The sequence below is a fragment of the Polaromonas sp. CG_23.6 genome (assembly GCF_029892315.1).
In the GTDB taxonomy this organism is placed as follows: Bacteria; Pseudomonadota; Gammaproteobacteria; order Burkholderiales; family Burkholderiaceae_C; genus Polaromonas.
In genome coordinates this window covers 1358732-1373279 of record NZ_JARXUY010000001.1, presented here as the reverse complement: position 1 = coordinate 1373279, position 14548 = coordinate 1358732, and the positions used below count along the sequence as shown (strand labels likewise).

The following is a 14548-nucleotide window of genomic DNA, read 5'->3' as shown; positions in this document are numbered from 1 at the left end:
CTCTTGCTGGCCGCATTGGAGGACTTTTTGCAACTCACAGCGAAGTCCTCCTTCCGTTAACTGGATATGAGCCGTGAGATTGAAAACATACATCGTAGAAGACAACCCTACCATTCGTGAAAACCTGATTGGTACGCTGGAGGAACTTGCATGTGTGATCGCAGTGGGAACGGCTGAAACCGAAAACGATGGCAAAGCCTGGTTGAATGCCAATCGGGAAGATTGGGACCTGGCAATTGTCGATTTGTTTTTGAAGCAAGGCAGCGGTTTGGGTATTCTGGCAGCATGCAAAGACCGTCTTTCTTCCCAAAAAGTGGTGGTTCTCAGCAATTACGCCACAACAGATATCCGCCAGAGATGCGCTCAGTTGGGTGTTGACGCAGTCTTTGACAAATCCAACGAAATTGACGCACTCGTGGACTACTGCTTGCAACAAAACAAGGATCTCGATGCCAAAAACTGAGCATCCTCAGATGAGCTTGTGAACTCCCAGGGTTGTTTTCTTCTCCCCTGAAAGAGTTCTCACCGCAAAAAGCGGTTGACTATTCAGCACACCCACATTGTGACAACCATCAATTGACGTCTCGACGAATCAATCGATCAGCTTGTTTTTGAGGGCGTAGTAGGTTAAGTCGCTGTTGGATGCCAGACTCATTTTTTCCATCACTCGGGTACGGTAGGTGCTCACCGTTTTGACGCTAAGTGAAAGAGCCTTGGCGATATCCCCTGCCGTTTCGCCTTTGGCAAGCTTAAGGAAAACCTGAAATTCTCTTTCCGACAGTTGCTCGTGCGCTGCGACGTCTTTTGGACGGTTCAATTGTTGTGCAAGCAATTCCGCCACTGCGGCGGTAATGTAGCGCTTGCCCAGAGAAATCACACGAATGGCATCGACAATTTCTGAGGGATCGCATTCCTTGTTGAGGTAACCACTGGCGCCTTGACGAATCAGGTTGACGGCGTAATGCTCTTCCGGATAGCCGCTTAAGATCAGAATTCCGACGTCAGGTGCTTTTGCACGAATCATCGCCAATGCATCAATTCCGCTCTGGCCTGGCATGGACAGGTCCATGACGAGTATGTCCAGTTCAACATTGCGAACCAAATCAATTGCTTCACGCCCACTTGCCGCCTCGCCGACAACACGCAAGTCCACCTGATCCGAAAAAAACTGCTTCAGTCCCGACCGCACAATGGCATGGTCATCCACAATTCCAATTTTTATCATGTCACTATCTTTCTATAAAACCTGCGCTGTCCGGAAAATTTGCCAAAAAACAGCCACGAGGCAAAAACGACTGTCTTGATTATCACTGCTCATTATTGACGAGTTATCCACAGCAGTACCGAACAGGAGTTAGTCTTGAAAAAATTTTCTGCGTTGAAAACCGCCATCAGCTTGCCTCTTGCCATTCTGGCGGCCGCATTCATGATTTTCATCAACGAAACGAGTTTCCAGCAATCAACCCAGGCTGTCAGCAACATGGAGAAAGCTCAACAGACACGCACTGCCATTACCGGTTTGGTGCGGCAAGTTCTGGATGCTGAAACCGGGCAGCGCGGGTATTTGTTGACAGGCGACGCCCGCTACCTGGAGCCTTACAGTGTTGCAGTAGGTGATATTACTAAGAACCTGGACGAATTGCAGCAGATTTTTGTTTCGCAACCAGCGCTGATAGACGAGTTTGACACCTTGTCGCGTCACGTGTCACGCAAGATGGCCGAAATGGACCTGAGTGTGCGCATGCGCAAGGAGGGCAATGACGATGGCTGGAAGTTTGTGTTGACCACCGACGTAGGCAAGGAAGAAATGGAAGCCATCCGAAATCAATCTAACAAGTTGCACGCCAGCAGCATTCAGCAGATGGAACAGGGCCAGGCACAAGTCAGGAAAGCGCTGCAGCTTTCGCGCATAGGCATTGCGACGACTGCACTTGTCGGATTGCTTGCTTTCTACATGTACCTCATGCAAAACAAGGCACTGCTGGCTTCGGGTCAACGCGAGCAAAAAATGCTGGAGCGTGAAAGGGACTTGCTGGAAAAACAGGTCAGGGAGCGAACGGCAAGTCTTGCCGAACTGGCAACCCATCTGCAAAACGTGCGCGAAGACGAGCGTGGACATCTGGCGCGAGAACTTCACGATGAACTTGGCGCGCTCCTGACGGCCGCCAAACTTGATGTCGCACGACTGAAATCACGGCTTGCTGACAATCTGCCAGAAGCCTTGGAGCGGCTTGAACATCTAACCAGCACACTCAACACGGGCATCGCGTTGAAAAGACGCATTGTTGAAGACCTTCGGCCATCTTCACTTTCCCATCTGGGTCTGGTGGCATCGCTTGAAATTCTGGCGCGGGAGTTTGAGGAAAGATCAGGACTGTTGATCACCACAGACTTGGAAGCCGTTGAACTCGGCGGCTCAGCCCAATTGACCGTTTACCGATTGGTCCAGGAATCCTTGACCAATATTGCCAAATATGCCGATGCCATCCAAGTTGAAATCAGCATGCACAACTTTGACAGTTTCATCACGGTCGATGTGAAGGACAACGGCAAAGGCTTCAAACTGGAAAGTATCGGCCCAGGCAGTCACGGACTAGCCGGTATGCGTCACCGAGTAGAAGCTGCAGGTGGAAAGCTCACGGTAGCCAGCGCTGAAAACAAAGGCACTCAAGTGGGTGCGGTTTTACCAAAATCTCATTGAGCTACTGAAAAAGCAAGTCCAGCGCAAAATTCTTGAAACAGTCTCGAGTTACAAATCATCGTCCTTTTCCTACAGGGCATTACCCTAGACCCTGACAGGGGTTTAGGCCCCAAGCCGATGGAACAAAAATGACTTCAAGAAGAAGCTATAGGGAACCATAAAGAAGCACTTTTCATGTGCCAAGCCGATATGAAGGGAAATCAAATGTTGCACTATTCCGTTGTTTTTTTAGTGATTGCATTAATCGCTGCAGTGTTCGGTTTTGGCGGAATTGCGGCAGGGGCTGTGGAAATTGCCAAAATTCTTTTCTTTCTGTTCGCTATCATGGCGATTGTCAGCTTTGTCATAAGCCTGATCAAGAAAAACTAGCGCAAAGGCAGATCGGCTACAAAGCCCTGACCTTTTATCTTCTAATTCATCACTTACTCATCAAGGAAAAAAGACATGAACACTAACAGCCCTTCCAACATAGCGCGCGATGCAGTTCCTTCAATGCAAAAAACTTCAGAGGACATGATGAACTCAGCAGGTAAAGCTATCGAATCTACGCGCGAGCATGCGAACCAAGCGCTTGACAAGGCAGAAAACAAAGTTCGTGAACTTCGCGGCAGTGTTGACCCCATGGTTGAAATGCTAGCCGCCAAGGCTCAAAAAATGGCTCGCCAGAGTTTGGATGTAGCCTCTGAAGCCAAAGAACGTGCTGAAAAATCACTCAGGCATGCAGCAGATGCCACCACCCGTTACGTTTCGGAACAACCCATGCAATCGGTTCTGATTGCTGCAGCGGTTGGCGCTGCAGTAGCACTGCTGGTTTCAACATCTCGCCAGCGCAATCAAAACCGCTATTAAATCTTTTGCCCACTACGCCTGTTTTTAACTGACGCACCACCTATCCTCACATATGCTGCATCCTCTTTTTTCGACGATTGTGCAAAGACCTGATCTGGTCGTAGATCATCTTTCTGCGTACGGATCGCTGTTTCACAAGGAAGCAACCAGCGCAGGCTCTGATCTGGTGAAGCGAGCAGTGGCGGGCATAGTGGCTATTTTGGCTTTCGTTATTTTTCTTTTACTCTTTGGAACGGCGTTGATGCTGGGGTTTGTGCAAAACCAGTTCCACTGGGTTCTGGTGGCTGTACCTGCTGTTGCTCTGATACTTGCCGTCATTGGTGCCTTAATTGCTTCCAAGCCTTTCAAAAGTGAGCGTTTTCCTGAGTTGAAAGCCCAAATTGACAGCGATGCCCAAGCATTGCGCACAGCGTCCTGAATTACATTACCAAAAGAATACGGTATGGCCTCTCTTCCTATCGAACTTACGCCTCAAGAACGTTTGGCTATCAGTCGAAAGGCTATCGTCAGGCATATGAACCGTCACCATCCAGCTGCGGATCAGAGGCTTGAAAAAGACGCTAACCATGTCGATGGGAATGCCACTGAAATAGTTTCATCTGAACGCAATATGTTCAGCAAACTAAAGTTTGCAGCTCGAATGTGGTGGCACCGCCATCCAGCCAGCTCGGCAGTCGAACTTGCAAGTCCTCTTTTGAGGGAATATGCAAGTGCCCATCCCTTCAAACTGATTGGTATTTCTGCTGCTACAGGTGTCGCACTGGTGATCGCCAGGCCATGGCGCATGATGTCCGCAAGTGCTCTTCTGGTAGCAGCGGTCAAATCTTCGGGTTTGTCAAACACGCTGTTAACCATGCTGACTTCTTTTACTCGCACATCTGATACTACCGATACAACATTATGAATAACATGACTAACTCCACCAATGAATTGAGCCTTGATGAATCGGCACTCGATGCCGTTCGATCAAGTCTTGATCAGGGCGCTGTAACTCCTGCATATGGACCGCATCGCGAAGCCATCGTCAAGCTCCTCAATGATGCCTTGGCAACTGAACTGGTATGTGTACTGCGTTACAAGCGGCATCACTTTATGGCAAGCGGCCTTACTTCGCCTCACATTGCTGCAGAGTTTATGGTGCATGCCACCGAAGAATCAGCACACGCCGACCGCATTGCCCAGCGCATCGTGCAGCTGGGCGGTGAACCAGACTTTTCACCCTCTACCCTTCTCCAGCGCAGCCATGCAGATTACGACGAATCTAACGATTTGAAAACCATGGTGAAGGTTAATCTGATCGCAGAGCGGATTGCAGTGGAAGCCTATCGCCAGATGATTTCATTGCTGGCGGACAAAGATCCCACGACACGAAGAATGCTTGAAGACATACTGGCAGAGGAAGAAGAGCATGCAGACGAGCTCAAGGACTGGCTTGATATTTAAATTTTCAGGCGCTGGTCGATAGGCGTGGTGCCGTTAATCGACAGGCATTTAAACTTTGCACCAACCTAAATAAATCAAATCGAAGAGGAAACCCTATGAAATACGTTCGCGCAATTGCATTTGCAGCCTTGGCTGGTATCACCATTATTGGCAGTGGCTGCGCTGTTGGTCGGGGTCAGCAGACCGCAGGTTCTTATGTTGACGACGCAGCCATCACCACTTCCGTCAAGGCAAAGTTTGCTGAAGACAAGACCGTTTCCGCAACTTCCATCAGCGTTGAAACACTGAACGGCACGGTTCAACTCTCCGGATTTGCTAAGTCTACTGCTGAAAAAATGCAGGCTGAGAGTATTGCCCGTGGCGTAAGCAACGTCAGGAGCGTTCGCAACGACATTGTCGTACGTCCTTAATCGATTTACGCTGCTCTTAATAGCAGCGCTAAATAAGCAGGCAAGAGAAGATCTCCGTGCCTGCTTTTTTATTTCTTAAATATTTAAAACTATCGCATCAATTCTTTTGGACTGCTGGTTCCGGAAAATTTTCCATGTCTTATGGTTATTCAGTGGCAGGTACGCGATCAATTAACTTTGACAGTCAATTGATTGTCAACCGACTGAACGCCATTGAAAGTTTTGGCAATTGCAGATGCCCTTTCACGTACTGCGTCGCTAGGCACTTGGCCTTTCAACACCACAGCGCCATCTTTTGTGTCGACATTGATCCTGAAAAGTTTGATTTCGGCGTCTTTTAGCAATTCGGCTGAAATGGCAGTGCTAATGACCATGTCATCCATTTTATTAATGGCAGTATTGGCTACCTCTTTGGTAGAAGATTTGGCATTTTCTGTAGCCTTTTTTAGTGCATCGCCTGCATTGGCAAAGGCCGCTTCTGTTTTGGCTTTCATGTCGCCGCTTGATTGCTCGCCTTGCACTCCTAGCTCTTCTGCAACTTTTTCCGTTTTGCTAATTACTGCGTCAAGTTTTTGGCCAGGCGTTCGAGTGTCAGCGGGCTTGTTACAACCACTTAAAGCTATTGCAATGACTAGTGACATAACAGCGGATATCCATATTTTCATCCAAGAAATAATAGGCAAAGTATTGAGAAAATGCATTTTTTTCACGATACATCCTTTTTATCGAGCAAAAATTTCAGAAAGAACAATAGCCAAATTGACGTTGCATGCCTGCCAACCGCCTGTATACATGTCGCTGATTATTTTTTTGCAAAATACAAAATACAAAAAACAAAAAACAAGTATTCAAGTTTTATGAAAATTGTCCAGTACTATAAACCCATTTCATATTAATGGGAAGTTCCAACGCATTCAGGATATATAGCCATTATCGATTGCCAATTAACTTAATGAAATCATTTTCGCCAACCTATAACTATATTCAAGCCGTCACAATCCATCCTTCCAGCGTATCCATATCAGCAGGCAAACCATACAAAGGTGCTCCTTGCCGTGCTGCCCATGCAGCTTGCATCAGACACAACACAGCATCCAGGTTGTCGCCACTTCCATCATCGACCAAAGCATCACGTTGCGCATGGCTGACCTTCAAACGCAGACCCAGTCGGGTTTGCCCATGCTCCAATGCAGTGATCAGATCTTTGCGTGCAATCAGCCGTTCCGGCGTCTGCTTGATCCTGTCATCACTTTTATAAGACCGATGTCCCAATGCCTCGCGAGCGAGCAAACCCGGATAGCCTTCCAGCGCTATACGTCCGATGTCGCCGGGATGAAGGCCGGGGATGTGAACGCTTGCAGCAACAAGCCGTGGAGTGCCGGCGTGAAGCATGAAAGCCACCGGTGGGTTAACCCACTTCATGGATGGGCTCGCGCCAGAAGGCAAGTCAGTAGCACGATGGGCAAATTTTTTCCCGATGGGACGTGCATCGCAAAATGCTGCAAACGTGTTGCGAATCTCAAGTCGGCTCAGACTGGCATAGTGATTTATCGACTCGAGCCACTGGGTAGGCCAGCCCATATGCATCACCAGTTCGCGAGGCAAACCGAACGGGAAATCAAACGCGCCAAGCCAGTGGCGGTCTTGACATAACCAATTATCGAACTCTTGAAGTGAATCGAGACGCTCAAGACCCGATAGAAGAACACGACCGTTCGAAGCGGTTCCTGAAGCCATCACAATCGGTTTGCGTTTGCTGGGGCTGGATGAAAAATCGCAACCCACCAATAATTCGGGAATCAAGTTTGACTTACTCATCCTGTCATTAAGCCGCTGAACATATTTGACTCAGGATTAACGCGCACTGCCTGACAAACTATTTTTCAGGCACGACCAATGATGGAAGCGGTAGCCATCAGTTCTTCAAGCAGAGCCATCGACACCTTGCCAGATGCAGCATAGGGATCAAGTTCGGCCCTCTCGGAATATTTCAACAAGATGGAATGGTTTAACTTGAGCAAGTTGACCGTTCCCATGGTCCATCCGCCAAAACGGCGTTCCGAAATTTCCTGAAAATCTAGAAGCACCACATCTTTATGACGCGGGTCTTTCAAGATATGCCCGTACAGTTCACTCACAGCCGTCCGTCCGCCTTCAATAGCCTGCAAGAAAATCCCGCCACCATAGCAAAGGATTCCAGTAATCCCGAGTGCAGGGTTGTATAGGCGGGAGTGTGAGAGGATGCTGGAAACGGCTTCATCGCCCATATCCACCGCGCGACTCGCATAAAGTAAACGAACCAGCATGGGTTAACCTTTTCTGGGAATAAGTGCGAGGAATTCGCGACGCAAGGTCGAGTCTTTGAGGAACACGCCACGCATAACCGAGTTGATCATTTTACTGTCCATGTCCTTAACGCCGCGCCAAGCCATGCAGTAATGGCTTGCCTCCATAACGATGGCCAAGCCGTCAGGCTGGGTTTTTTCCATGATCAGGTCAGCCAATTGCACCACCGCTTCTTCCTGAATCTGCGGACGGCCCATCACCCATTCGGCCAGGCGTGCGTATTTGGACAAGCCAATAACATTGGTATGTTCGTTTGGCATGACACCAATCCATATCTTGCCGATCACCGGGCAAAAATGGTGGGAACAGGCACTGCGGACCGTAATGGGCCCAACGATCATCAACTCGTTAAGATGCTCGGCATTGGGAAACTCGGTAATGCTCGGCGCCGCTACATAGCGCCCGTTGAAGACTTCGTTCAGGTACATCTTGGCAACCCGGCGTGCGGTGTTGCCCGTGTTGTGGTCACCCACAGTGTCGATCACCAGACTGTCAAGAACGCCCTGCATCTTGACTTCCACCTCATCGAGCAGGCCGGCCAATTCGCCAGGCTCAATGAATCCGGAAATGTTGTCGTTGGCGTGGAAACGTTTCTTCGCCTGAACCAGGCGTTCGCGTATCTTGACGGAAACTGGCGTTCCCTCGTCTGTCACATCCTGAAGATTAGTAGTAATTTTCATAAGCATGCCGGATATTACCAGCCCTCTTTAAACATGGCCTGAATTTAGAAAAATAAGGTCTTGACGATCAAGCGCTTTACTGTAAAGCGAAGTTAGCTATGAATTAAATAGCAAATTGGATTTCAATGATGACTTTACGTTATTTGTTTTTTATTTCAATAGCGCTGCCCGGTCAGTGTCAAGGCCAAACGCATCAGTGGATAAGCTATCCATCCCTGAATACGTTGGCCCAAGGGTCGCCGTCTATAAACCGCAGGGTCTATGCGCACCCCGTGGTGCGTGACCGCCTCGTGCAGGCAAGCGCTGAGTTCGGCGGCAAAGACACGGTCCTCAATCACTATATTGGCTTCTCGGGCCAGCAAAAGGCTTAGGGGGTCAAGGTTTGACGAGCCGACGGTGGCCCAGTGCCCGTCGACTACCGCCACTTTGGCATGCAAAAAACTGGTGGAGTATTCATGAATCTCGACACCCGCGGCCAACAAGGCTCCATATACCGGCCGGGCGGCATGGTACTGCATGAAGTATTCATATTTACCCTGCAGCAGCAAGGTCACGTGCACACCGCGTCTTGCAGCCTTCATCAGCGCCCGGCGTAACTTGCCGCCAGGTAAAAAATAAGCATTGGCAATGATGATTTCCCGACGTGCCTGGCCAATGGACTTTCGATAGGCCATTTCAATGCTGTGGCGGTTGCGCAGATTGTCGCGCAGGACCAGCGCTGCCTTGGGACGTGAACTGCCACCCATATTGGGAAAACGCAAATTCCCAGGACGCGCAAGCAGCTTTGCATTTGTGCGTCCACCATAACCTGCGGCCTTGAATTTCTCCCAGGCTTCGTTTAAATGTCTTTGTCGCGCGCTGTAGCCAGCTTGCACACGCCACCATAAAAGGGCCATGGCATCAGTCGCTTCAACCGCCAGGGGGCCCGTCAGGATCACGGCAAAATCAAACCGTGGCGCCTGCAGTTCGCCGTGATTAGGATCATAAAAATCGTCCAGCACGTTAATGCCGCCGCAAAAAACAATCCGCTCATCCACCACGCACAGCTTGCGGTGCAGCCTGCGCCAGCGTTCGGGCAACAAAAATCCCAGACTTGACCCTACAGGAGAGTATCTACACCATTGAACGCCTGAACTGGAAAATTTTCGCAGCCAGTCATCCGGCAATGGTCCACTACCGACCGCATCAACCAGAACCTGAACCGTTACACCGCGTTTGGCCGCCCGCACGAGGGCATCGGCCACAACGGCGCCAGCCCCATGAAAATCAAAAATATAGGTTTCAAGCTGTATCCATTTCACGGCACCGTCGAAGGCCTGAACAAGTGCCGGAAACAATGCCTGACCACCTTGAAGCAATTGAAATGTTTCGGATTGGATCGAAGTCGCCATCAGTGTATGAAAAAAGTTTCGGGAAAAACTTCATGTCCCTGGGAGAACGGAAAATCAATTGACATTGCGGTATTGGAAGCGAGAAACATGAGGGTTGTCTGCAACGTTAACGCCGTGAAAATTCGTGGATGCTGCCGCACCTGATCAATCGATTGAATCCCTGAATCTCGGCAACATCAAGATGGCCTCGGCATTGGAGGGAGAAAAGCATTGTTCCGCAGCATTGCGATGCGCCAGCCATTGCGAAGCTGTATGTTCGCGGGGACTGAGTCTGACTGTACAGCTTTGAGGCAGGTGCAAACCAAAGACATGCTCGGTATTGCGCGTGATGCCGGGTGCATAACGATGGCGCCAAGCGGGATAAATGTCGTACACATTTGAAAGGCCCCAGTTTCGAATTTGGGATGGCGCGGCAATAATACCGGTTTCTTCTTCGACCTCACGCAGCGCTGTTTCCAGCAACGGCTCGTCTGGCGTGTCTTTTGAGCCGGTCACGCTCTGCCAGAAACCCGGATGGTCAGCACGTTCGATCAAAAGCACATCAAGTCGAGACGTGAAAATGATGACCAGAACCGACTCTGGAATTTTGAATGAGGAAATTTTTGAATCCATGATCGATTATTGCGGCTTGGCAGAGGCTTGCCTGGCTTGCTACTGGTCAAGGATTAACAGAATTGAATCGGCAGGTTCAACAATTCACGGTAAATCAGATCGCCAGCATATTGTGCTGGCAGCGACTGTTGCTGCTGGGGCTTGTTTACTGAATTGCAGGTGCCAGTATGGAACACTGCACAAAAAACATATTGATCGCCAGTCAGGCTTTGAGCATCAAAAACAAAAAAGCCCGCTATTTTTAAATAGCAGGCTTTCCATATTTGGCGTGGTGGGGCGTCACGGACTTGAACCGTGGACCAAAGGATTATGAGTCCTCTGCTCTAACCAACTGAGCTAACGCCCCTTCCACTGGCAGATTGTAGTGTCTCTATTTGCTGTGACTGAGCGCTGTACTGACCAGTTTGGACGTGATATCAACAATCTGGATCATTTTTTCATAGGGCATGCGCATTGGCCCGATTACCCCCAGTGTGCCGACAACCTGACCATCGACTTCGTACGGTGCGGTCACCACCGACAATTCATGGAAGGGAATGACCTGGCTTTCGCCGCCGATGTAGATGCGTACCCCCTCGGCGCGGCTGGAAACATCAAGCAGGCGCATCAGTTGCGCCTTTTGCTCAAACAGGTCGAACAGCTTGCGAAGGTTGTCCATGTCGCCTGAAAAATCACTGACCGCCAGCAGGTTTCGCTCGCCTGAAACGACCACCTCATCACGCGACTCAATGGCTTCTGAGCTAACCACGACCGCTTCCTGCATCAGGGAAGCGATTTCTCCCCTGAGCACTTCCACTTCATTTTTCAGCCGTTCCCGCACTTCTTCGAAAGCCATGCCGGCATAGTGAGAATTCAGAAAATTCGACGCTTCGATCAATTGCGAGGCGGTGTAGTCGGTTTCGGTGAAGATGACGCGGTTCTGCACATCGCCGTCGGGCGACACGATGATCACCAGAAAACGCTTTTCAGACAGGCGCAAAAATTCGATATGCCGGAATACTGAAGTCCGGCGCGGTGCCATCACCACGCCGACAAATTGGGACAGGCTCGACAGCATGTGCGCGGCATTGCTGATCACCTTGAGCGGCTGGTCAGGTGCAATACGTGCCATCTGGCTGGCCACCGTCAGGGGGTCACGCTGCGTGGTCAGCATAGTGTCGACAAAAAGGCGATAGCCCCGTGCCGTCGGAATGCGTCCAGCGGACGTGTGCGGGCTGACGATCAGACCGAGATCTTCCAGGTCGCTCATCACGTTACGGATCGTGGCGGGCGACAACTCCAGGCCTGAAGCCTTGGAAAGCGTGCGCGAACCGACCGGCTGGCCGTCCGCAATATAGCGTTCAACCAGCGCTTTCAACAACAAACGGGCGCGACTATCAAGCATGGGGACATTCTACGAAGCTTGGTTGGCAGGTTGTGATGTAATTTGACGATGAAGTCGCAATTCCGCCATGTCGCACTGATCGGCAAGTACCAGGCCCAAGGCTCCCGTTCAGCCTTGGAACACATTGCGCATTTCTTGGGCTCGCAGGGTTGTGAGGTGGCACTGGAGGAGGACACGGCGCGCAATACCGGCTTGAGCCAGTTCCCGACGCTTGATGCGGCCGGAATTGGCGCGCAGTGCGATTTGGCCTTGGTGGTGGGCGGTGACGGCACCATGCTGGGCATTGGGCGCCTGCTGGCCCAGTTTGGCGTGCCCGTGGTTGGCATCAACCAGGGGCGGCTGGGCTTCATCACCGACATTGCTTTTGAAGATTACCAAGATACCCTGACGCCGATGCTGCGCGGGGAATTCGAGGAAGACCGGCGCTGGATGATGCAAGCCAAGGTCATGCGCGATGGCCATTGCGTTTACAGCGCCACGGCCATGAATGATGTCGTGGTCAACCGGGGAGCGACCTCAGGCATGGTCGAGCTGCGCGTCGAAGTCGATGGTCGGTTCGTTGCCAACCAACGTGCCGACGGCCTGATCATTGCGTCACCTACCGGTTCAACGGCCTACGCGCTTTCAGCGGGCGGTCCTTTGCTGCACCCTTCGATTGGCGGCTGGGTGCTGGTGCCCATTGCCCCGCATAATTTGTCCAATCGGCCTATCGTGCTTTCAGACACCGGGGAAGTTGCTATTGAAATGGTAGCGGGTCGGGACGCAAGTGCCAGCTTTGACATGCAGTCGCTGGCCAGTTTGCTGCATGGTGACCGGATCACCGTCAGGCGTTCAGAGTTCCAGATGCGCTTTTTGCATCCCAAGGGCTGGAGTTACTTTGACACGCTGCGCAAAAAACTTCACTGGAACGAAGGCGTCGTGGGCTGAGCGCTACCGCTTTTGCATTGAACTGCACCAAGATATGAGCATCAAAAGCATTGCCCTGCGGGATTTCGTGATCGTGCGCGAACTCGATCTTGACCTGATGGACGGATTCACCGCACTGACCGGCGAAACCGGCGCCGGCAAGTCGATCCTGGTGGGCGCCCTGCAACTGGTGCTCGGCGCACGTTCCGACGCAGGGGTGGTGCGCGAAGGCGCCGGGCGCTGCGAGATCAGTGCCGAATTCGACAGCCCTGCCCGGCTGGCGCCATGGCTTGAGCAGGCCGGCCTCGAGTCCGGCGACACCCTGCTGCTGCGCCGCACGGTGGATGCGCAGGGCAAGAGCCGGGCGTGGATCAACGGCAGCGCGGTCACCGTCACCCAGCTCAAGGACATCGGCAGCCAGCTGGTGGACATTCATGGCCAGCATGCCTGGCAAAGCCTCACGCGCCCGGACGCCGTTCGCGGCCTGCTGGACTCGTACGCAGGGGTTTCGACCGACCTGCTTTCGTTGCGCTGGCAGGAATGGCGCATGGCGCAAAAAACCCTCGCGCAGGCGAAAGATGCCCAGGAGAGCCTGGAACGTGAACGCGAACGGCTGGCGTGGCAGATTGGGGAACTGGGCAAACTGGCACCCGGCGAGCAGGAATGGGAAGAACTGAACACCCAGCATGGACGGCTGTCAAACATGCAGGACTTGCGAGAAGCCGTGCAAACAGCGGTCGACGCCTTGCGAGAGGCCGATGACAATGCCCTGACGCTGCTGAGCCGCGCCATTCAGGCGCTGGAAAACCAGGCCCAGATAGAGCCGGAATTCAAGGAGCTTGCCGCAGTCTTGCATACGGCCATGGCGCAAATGGACGACACCGTACATTCTTTGCGTGCCTATGCCCGGGACGCCGAACTCGACCCCCTGCGGCTGGCCGAACTGGACGAACGCTTGGCGCAATGGATCAGCCTGGCGCGCCGTTACAAGCGGGCACCTGCCGAACTGCCTGAACTGCTGGCATCTTGGAAGGCTGAGATGCGTGCACTGGACGAGGCCGCTGACCTGGTTCAGCTTGAAAACAAAGAGGGCTTGGCCAAAGCCGGGTACATGAAGGAGGCCGGCGAAGTTTCGCACCTGCGAAGCCTGGCAGCGCCCTTGCTGGCCAACGCCATTACCCAAGCGATGCAAGGCCTTGGCATGCAAGGCGGCAGCTTTGAAGTTGTGCTAGCCCCAGCGGAACAGCCGGCGCAGCATGGGCTGGAGCAAGCCGAGTTCCTGGTTGCCGGACATGGCGGCAGTACCCCCAGGCCGGTGGCCAAGGTGGCTTCGGGAGGCGAGCTGTCCCGCATCGCGCTGGCCATTGCCGTCACCACCAGCCAACTGGGGCAGGCCCAGACCCTTATTTTTGACGAGGTGGATTCCGGCGTGGGCGGCGCAGTCGCTCAAACTGTTGGCCGGCTGATGCGTCAACTCGGCCAGGACCGGCAGGTCATGGCAGTGACGCACTTGCCACAGGTGGCAGCGTTTGCCAACCAGCATCTCGTGGTGTCAAAACGCTCGGAACACGGCACCACGTTGAGCAGCGTCGAGCATGTAACCGGCCAAGTGCGCGTGACCGAAATTGCACGCATGCTGGGAGGGGAACGCCTTTCGGGGACCACGCTTGCACATGCCACCGAAATGCTGGGGCAATCCCCTAAAGAGGGGACATAACGACATGGCTTGATACCATCAGGGCCATGAACATTTGTCTGCTGAATTACCTGGATACGCCCTGCCGCCATGACCGTTTAAAGGCAAAACGCCATTCGTTACGTGCCGA

At 52.1% G+C, this 14548-nt stretch carries 18 protein-coding genes and 1 tRNA gene; 10 read left to right on the top strand and 9 right to left on the bottom strand.

Features of this window, described 5'->3' with window-relative positions; genetic code table 11:
* The first annotated feature begins 73 nt into the window (after positions 1 to 73).
* Entirely contained in the window at positions 74 to 463 is a 390-nt protein-coding gene (locus H4V98_RS06530) for a response regulator (protein ID WP_196861485.1), read from the top strand.
* Positions 464 to 592: 129 nt separating this feature from the next.
* Here H4V98_RS06530 and H4V98_RS06525 read toward each other — a convergent pair whose 3' ends face one another.
* Positions 593 to 1225, bottom strand: a complete 633-nt coding sequence (locus H4V98_RS06525) for a response regulator transcription factor (RefSeq protein ID WP_011800333.1) — start codon at positions 1223 to 1225, stop codon at positions 593 to 595.
* 135 nt (positions 1226 to 1360) lie between these two features.
* Here H4V98_RS06525 and H4V98_RS06520 point away from each other — a divergent pair, with 135 nt between their 5' ends.
* The 7 genes from H4V98_RS06520 (at position 1361) to H4V98_RS06490 (ending at position 5403) form a co-directional block, all read left to right on the top strand.
* Positions 1361 to 2701: a CHASE3 domain-containing protein gene (locus tag H4V98_RS06520; RefSeq protein WP_196861484.1), complete on the top strand. Its 1341-nt coding sequence runs from the start codon at positions 1361 to 1363 to the stop codon at positions 2699 to 2701.
* Positions 2702 to 2905: 204 nt separating this feature from the next.
* On the top strand, positions 2906 to 3070 hold the full coding sequence (locus tag H4V98_RS06515) for a DUF1328 domain-containing protein (RefSeq protein WP_196861813.1): 165 nt from the start codon (positions 2906 to 2908) through the stop codon (positions 3068 to 3070).
* Between the two features lie 75 nt (positions 3071 to 3145).
* Entirely contained in the window at positions 3146 to 3550 is a 405-nt protein-coding gene (locus tag H4V98_RS06510; RefSeq protein WP_196861483.1) for a DUF883 family protein, read from the top strand.
* 52 nt (positions 3551 to 3602) lie between these two features.
* Positions 3603 to 3968, top strand: coding sequence for a phage holin family protein (locus tag H4V98_RS06505; protein ID WP_196861482.1), 366 nt, complete (start codon positions 3603 to 3605; stop codon positions 3966 to 3968).
* 24 nt (positions 3969 to 3992) lie between these two features.
* Positions 3993 to 4454 carry a hypothetical protein gene (locus H4V98_RS06500; protein ID WP_196861481.1) on the top strand — a complete coding sequence of 154 codons (462 nt, stop codon included), beginning with the start codon at positions 3993 to 3995 and terminating at the stop codon, positions 4452 to 4454.
* A 5-nt stretch (positions 4455 to 4459) separates the two neighbouring features.
* Complete coding sequence (locus H4V98_RS06495) at positions 4460 to 4993, top strand: ferritin-like domain-containing protein (protein ID WP_231374270.1); 534 nt, start codon at positions 4460 to 4462, stop codon at positions 4991 to 4993.
* 95 nt (positions 4994 to 5088) lie between these two features.
* On the top strand, positions 5089 to 5403 hold the full coding sequence (locus H4V98_RS06490; protein ID WP_196861479.1) for a BON domain-containing protein: 315 nt from the start codon (positions 5089 to 5091) through the stop codon (positions 5401 to 5403).
* Between the two features lie 167 nt (positions 5404 to 5570).
* Here the strand turns inward: H4V98_RS06490 and H4V98_RS06485 are convergent, their stop codons facing one another.
* The 8 genes from H4V98_RS06485 to hrcA all read right to left on the bottom strand — a co-directional run bounded on the left by H4V98_RS06485 (position 5571) and on the right by hrcA (position 11816).
* On the bottom strand, positions 5571 to 6104 hold the full coding sequence (locus H4V98_RS06485; protein WP_231374361.1) for a BON domain-containing protein: 534 nt from the start codon (positions 6102 to 6104) through the stop codon (positions 5571 to 5573).
* A 283-nt stretch (positions 6105 to 6387) separates the two neighbouring features.
* A complete protein-coding gene (locus tag H4V98_RS06480) occupies positions 6388 to 7221 on the bottom strand; it encodes a DUF429 domain-containing protein (RefSeq protein ID WP_196861478.1) in 834 nt (277 codons plus the stop codon).
* A gap of 65 nt (positions 7222 to 7286) precedes the next feature.
* Positions 7287 to 7709, bottom strand: coding sequence for a BLUF domain-containing protein (locus H4V98_RS06475; RefSeq protein ID WP_196861477.1), 423 nt, complete (start codon positions 7707 to 7709; stop codon positions 7287 to 7289).
* Positions 7710 to 7712: 3 nt separating this feature from the next.
* Positions 7713 to 8435, bottom strand: coding sequence for a GTP cyclohydrolase I (gene folE, locus H4V98_RS06470; RefSeq protein WP_196861476.1), 723 nt, complete (start codon positions 8433 to 8435; stop codon positions 7713 to 7715).
* Between the two features lie 149 nt (positions 8436 to 8584).
* The gene (gene clsB / locus H4V98_RS06465; RefSeq protein ID WP_280757351.1) at positions 8585 to 9820 is read right to left on the bottom strand and encodes a cardiolipin synthase ClsB; all 1236 of its coding nucleotides are present in this window, start codon (positions 9818 to 9820) and stop codon (positions 8585 to 8587) included.
* Between the two features lie 144 nt (positions 9821 to 9964).
* Positions 9965 to 10432 (bottom strand): dihydroneopterin triphosphate diphosphatase, encoded by a 468-nt coding sequence (nudB, locus tag H4V98_RS06460; protein WP_196861474.1) that lies wholly within the window; start codon positions 10430 to 10432, stop codon positions 9965 to 9967.
* Positions 10433 to 10701: 269 nt separating this feature from the next.
* Positions 10702 to 10778: transfer RNA gene (locus H4V98_RS06455), tRNA-Ile, on the bottom strand.
* Between the two features lie 24 nt (positions 10779 to 10802).
* Complete coding sequence (gene hrcA, locus H4V98_RS06450) at positions 10803 to 11816, bottom strand: heat-inducible transcriptional repressor HrcA (protein ID WP_196863107.1); 1014 nt, start codon at positions 11814 to 11816, stop codon at positions 10803 to 10805.
* 48 nt (positions 11817 to 11864) lie between these two features.
* Between hrcA and H4V98_RS06445 the strand changes: the two genes are divergently transcribed.
* Together H4V98_RS06445 and recN are read left to right on the top strand one after the other, a co-directional pair.
* Entirely contained in the window at positions 11865 to 12743 is an 879-nt protein-coding gene (locus H4V98_RS06445) for an NAD kinase (RefSeq protein WP_196863106.1), read from the top strand.
* Positions 12744 to 12777: 34 nt separating this feature from the next.
* Entirely contained in the window at positions 12778 to 14439 is a 1662-nt protein-coding gene (recN, locus tag H4V98_RS06440) for a DNA repair protein RecN (RefSeq protein WP_196863105.1), read from the top strand.
* Positions 14440 to 14548 lie beyond the last annotated feature (109 nt).

Excerpts from the sequence above, each read along its gene's own strand:
- H4V98_RS06525 (WP_011800333.1), bottom strand. The coding sequence starts at position 1,225 with ATGATAAAAATTGGAATTGTGGATGACCATGCCATTGTGCGGTCGGGA.
- H4V98_RS06515 (WP_196861813.1), top strand. The coding sequence starts at position 2,906 with ATGTTGCACTATTCCGTTGTTTTTTTAGTGATTGCATTAATCGCTGCA.
- H4V98_RS06510 (WP_196861483.1), top strand. The coding sequence starts at position 3,146 with ATGAACACTAACAGCCCTTCCAACATAGCGCGCGATGCAGTTCCTTCA.
- H4V98_RS06505 (WP_196861482.1), top strand. The coding sequence starts at position 3,603 with ATGCTGCATCCTCTTTTTTCGACGATTGTGCAAAGACCTGATCTGGTC.
- H4V98_RS06500 (WP_196861481.1), top strand. The coding sequence starts at position 3,993 with ATGGCCTCTCTTCCTATCGAACTTACGCCTCAAGAACGTTTGGCTATC.
- H4V98_RS06495 (WP_231374270.1), top strand. The coding sequence starts at position 4,460 with ATGACTAACTCCACCAATGAATTGAGCCTTGATGAATCGGCACTCGAT.
- H4V98_RS06490 (WP_196861479.1), top strand. The coding sequence starts at position 5,089 with ATGAAATACGTTCGCGCAATTGCATTTGCAGCCTTGGCTGGTATCACC.
- H4V98_RS06485 (WP_231374361.1), bottom strand. The coding sequence starts at position 6,104 with ATGCATTTTCTCAATACTTTGCCTATTATTTCTTGGATGAAAATATGG.
- H4V98_RS06480 (WP_196861478.1), bottom strand. The coding sequence starts at position 7,221 with ATGAGTAAGTCAAACTTGATTCCCGAATTATTGGTGGGTTGCGATTTT.
- H4V98_RS06475 (WP_196861477.1), bottom strand. The coding sequence starts at position 7,709 with ATGCTGGTTCGTTTACTTTATGCGAGTCGCGCGGTGGATATGGGCGAT.
- folE (WP_196861476.1), bottom strand. The coding sequence starts at position 8,435 with ATGCTTATGAAAATTACTACTAATCTTCAGGATGTGACAGACGAGGGA.
- clsB (WP_280757351.1), bottom strand. The coding sequence starts at position 9,820 with ATGGCGACTTCGATCCAATCCGAAACATTTCAATTGCTTCAAGGTGGT.
- nudB (WP_196861474.1), bottom strand. The coding sequence starts at position 10,432 with ATGGATTCAAAAATTTCCTCATTCAAAATTCCAGAGTCGGTTCTGGTC.
- hrcA (WP_196863107.1), bottom strand. The coding sequence starts at position 11,816 with ATGCTTGATAGTCGCGCCCGTTTGTTGTTGAAAGCGCTGGTTGAACGC.
- H4V98_RS06445 (WP_196863106.1), top strand. The coding sequence starts at position 11,865 with ATGAAGTCGCAATTCCGCCATGTCGCACTGATCGGCAAGTACCAGGCC.
- recN (WP_196863105.1), top strand. The coding sequence starts at position 12,778 with ATGAGCATCAAAAGCATTGCCCTGCGGGATTTCGTGATCGTGCGCGAA.